The organism is Carnobacterium sp., from assembly GCF_040274425.1.
The window spans coordinates 1-2,580 of the sequence record NZ_JBEMBC010000159.1 but is presented as its reverse complement, the minus strand read 5'-3'; the positions used below and the strand labels follow the sequence as shown (position 1 = coordinate 2,580).

The following is a 2,580-nucleotide window of genomic DNA, read 5'->3' as shown; positions in this document are numbered from 1 at the left end:
TTGTAAGCTTCAGGCGGTCTCATGGCTCTATACAAGCAAGCTCGTTCATTCCAGAAGAAATTTTAGTTTGATGCACCAACACTATTTGTCATACAACCATTTTTAATCGTTTTTATTAAGACAAAAAAAACCGGCAAGTAGTTTGCCGGTTTGATTATCTATTAGTTAGTTGTTGTTATTTTCATTGTTATTCCATTAGTATCTTCCAATGAAAGTGTTTGTTTTACTTCCTCTATTTGGTAAGCATAGTCTTTTGCATCAAGATTGTCTTTTACTTGTATAAATTCATCAGGAGTGACGACAATAGTAAAGTAATCTAATCCTCTTAAGCCTTTTTGAGCGGCTGGTATATTTTTACCAGCCCATACATTGGCTCCGATTTGGTGATGATACTCACCTGCTGCGAAGAATTTTGCTTGAGGTCCAAATTTAAATTTTAAATCAAACCCTAAAACATCTTGATAAAATCTTTCAGTTTCTTCCAATTCAGCTACAAATAAATGAACATGTCCCATGTACGTTCCTTCAGGCATTCCTTGGAATTCTTGTTTTGCTTCTCCTATTACACCTTCTGCGTCCATCGGCTCAGTTACTCCAGCGATTTGACCATCTTCTCTGATATCCCACATGGATTTAGGCTTATCGGCATAAATTTCAATTCCGTTACCTTCTGGATCGTCTAAATAAAGAGCTTCACTATAACCATGATCGCTTGCTCCGGTTAACGGATATTTAGATACTAAAATATGGTACAAAATTTCGCCTAAGTCTTTACGAGTTGGCAACAAAAATGCCAGATGGTACAATCCAGTTGCATTTGGTTTTTCACCAGCCGGCGCAACAGGTTGTAATTCCAACAAGATTTGTTCATTGCCAAAAGCTCCTAGTTTAAGGCTGTGTTCAGTTTCATTTTTTATATCTAAACCAATTACAGAAGTATAGAAATTTTTCATATTCTCCATATTTTCAACATTTAAAACCACTTTTCCAATAATCGTTTTCTCAGATAGCATCATTTAATTATTCCTCTTTTCATTTTTTATTGATTCGTCTAATTACTCGCCAACCACTTACTTTTAATAAGTATACTAGGAATATCCTTTATTTACAAGCCTTTTCCATAAACTTCTTTTAATGAAATGTGTTACATAAATTTTTAGTCTGGAAATCATACGTTAAAAAGAAGATTTTCACTTAATTTCTATTTTTTCGTCACACTTTTTTCATAATTGCGTACTATACTATGTATATACCAAAACAACAAACCAACTTTTTCATATTTTCTTTTTTACTCCTCCAAAGTAAAAAGAAACCTTACCCTTTCCACTTTAGCGTTCCCCGCTAAAGTGGTTTTTTTTTTGCAAAAATAAAAAGCTAAGACCAACTTGTCTCAGCTTTCAAAAAAATGAATTTATAAAATGTTATTTTAAAGCATCCATACTATTGATCATACCACCAAAAAAATTAATCTTCTTTAAAAAAAGGATTCGTTCTTTTTTCATAACCTATGGTGGTTTCTTCACCATGGCCTGGGTAAACACGCAAGTCATCTGATAGGCTAAACAACTGTTCTTTAATACCTTTTAATAAGGCTTCGGAATCACTCCCAGTCAAATCCGTTCTGCCAATACTCCCTTTGAATAATGCATCACCAGATACCACAAAGTCAGCGAAAATAAAACTGACACCACCTGGTGAATGTCCTGGTGTTGGAACAACTTTAAATTGAAACCCTTCGATGTCATATATTTTCATCAATTCAAATTCAGTTTCAGCAGGTTCTGCTGTAATTGGATGTCCTGAGTGAATAGAAAGATTTAATATCGGATTGCCAAGCCATGCCTGTTCCAAATCACTGACATAAACGGGAATAGAATAGGTTTTTCTGACTTCTTCCAACGCACCGATATGATCATAATGCGTATGTGTCAATAAAATAGCAACTGGTGCTACTTTTAATTCATCTAAAATATTTTTTATCTTTACAAATTCATCCCCAGGATCAACGATCAACGCTTTTCCTTCTTGATAGATGACATAACAATTTTCTCCAATCATTCCAGTAACAATTTTTTTAATCTGTGTCATTGCTTAAACTCCTTTTCTTCATAACGTATAGTGCCAGTTTAGCAGAATCTCTAAAAAAGAAAAGTATTGTACGTTGATTCCAACGGTTCTTAATAGATAAAAAGAACCTCAACTTACTTCTTGCTGAACAAACTGACTATTATATAAATCAGCATAGAATCCATTTTGTGCCATCAATTCGTCATGTGTACCAGTCTCAATAACATCTCCATGATCCATTACAATAATATTGTCAGCATCACGAATAGTGGACAGACGGTGAGCAACTACGAAACTGGTTCTGCCCTTCAACAATTTTCTCATCGCTTTTTGAATCAATACTTCTGTTCTCGTATCTACACTTGAAGTAGCTTCATCTAGAATCAATATTTCTGGATCAGCCAAGAAAGCACGTGCGATCGTAATCAACTGTCTTTGGCCTGACGAGATGTTGCTCGCTTCTTCATTAAGAATCGTTTCGTACCCATGTGGCAGTTTGCGTACAAAGTCATC

Annotated in this window: 3 protein-coding genes; all 3 read right to left on the bottom strand. The window is 34.8% G+C overall.

Features of this window, described 5'->3' with window-relative positions; all coding sequences use genetic code 11:
• Positions 1–161 precede the first annotated feature (161 nt).
• Positions 162–1,016, bottom strand: a complete 855-nt coding sequence (locus ABS911_RS14920; protein WP_350468207.1) for a VOC family protein — start codon at positions 1,014–1,016, stop codon at positions 162–164.
• Between the two features lie 448 nt (positions 1,017–1,464).
• On the bottom strand, positions 1,465–2,088 hold the full coding sequence (locus tag ABS911_RS14915; RefSeq protein ID WP_350468206.1) for an MBL fold metallo-hydrolase: 624 nt from the start codon (positions 2,086–2,088) through the stop codon (positions 1,465–1,467).
• A 108-nt stretch (positions 2,089–2,196) separates the two neighbouring features.
• Positions 2,197–2,580 (bottom strand): ATP-binding cassette domain-containing protein (locus tag ABS911_RS14910; protein ID WP_350468205.1); only part of this gene is annotated, 384 nt, incomplete at its 5' end.

What these genes read in the sequence shown, in the direction of transcription:
- ABS911_RS14920 (WP_350468207.1), bottom strand. Translation starts at nt 1,016, where the DNA reads ATGATGCTATCTGAGAAAACGATTATTGGAAAAGTGGTTTTAAATGTT.
- ABS911_RS14915 (WP_350468206.1), bottom strand. Translation starts at nt 2,088, where the DNA reads ATGACACAGATTAAAAAAATTGTTACTGGAATGATTGGAGAAAATTGT.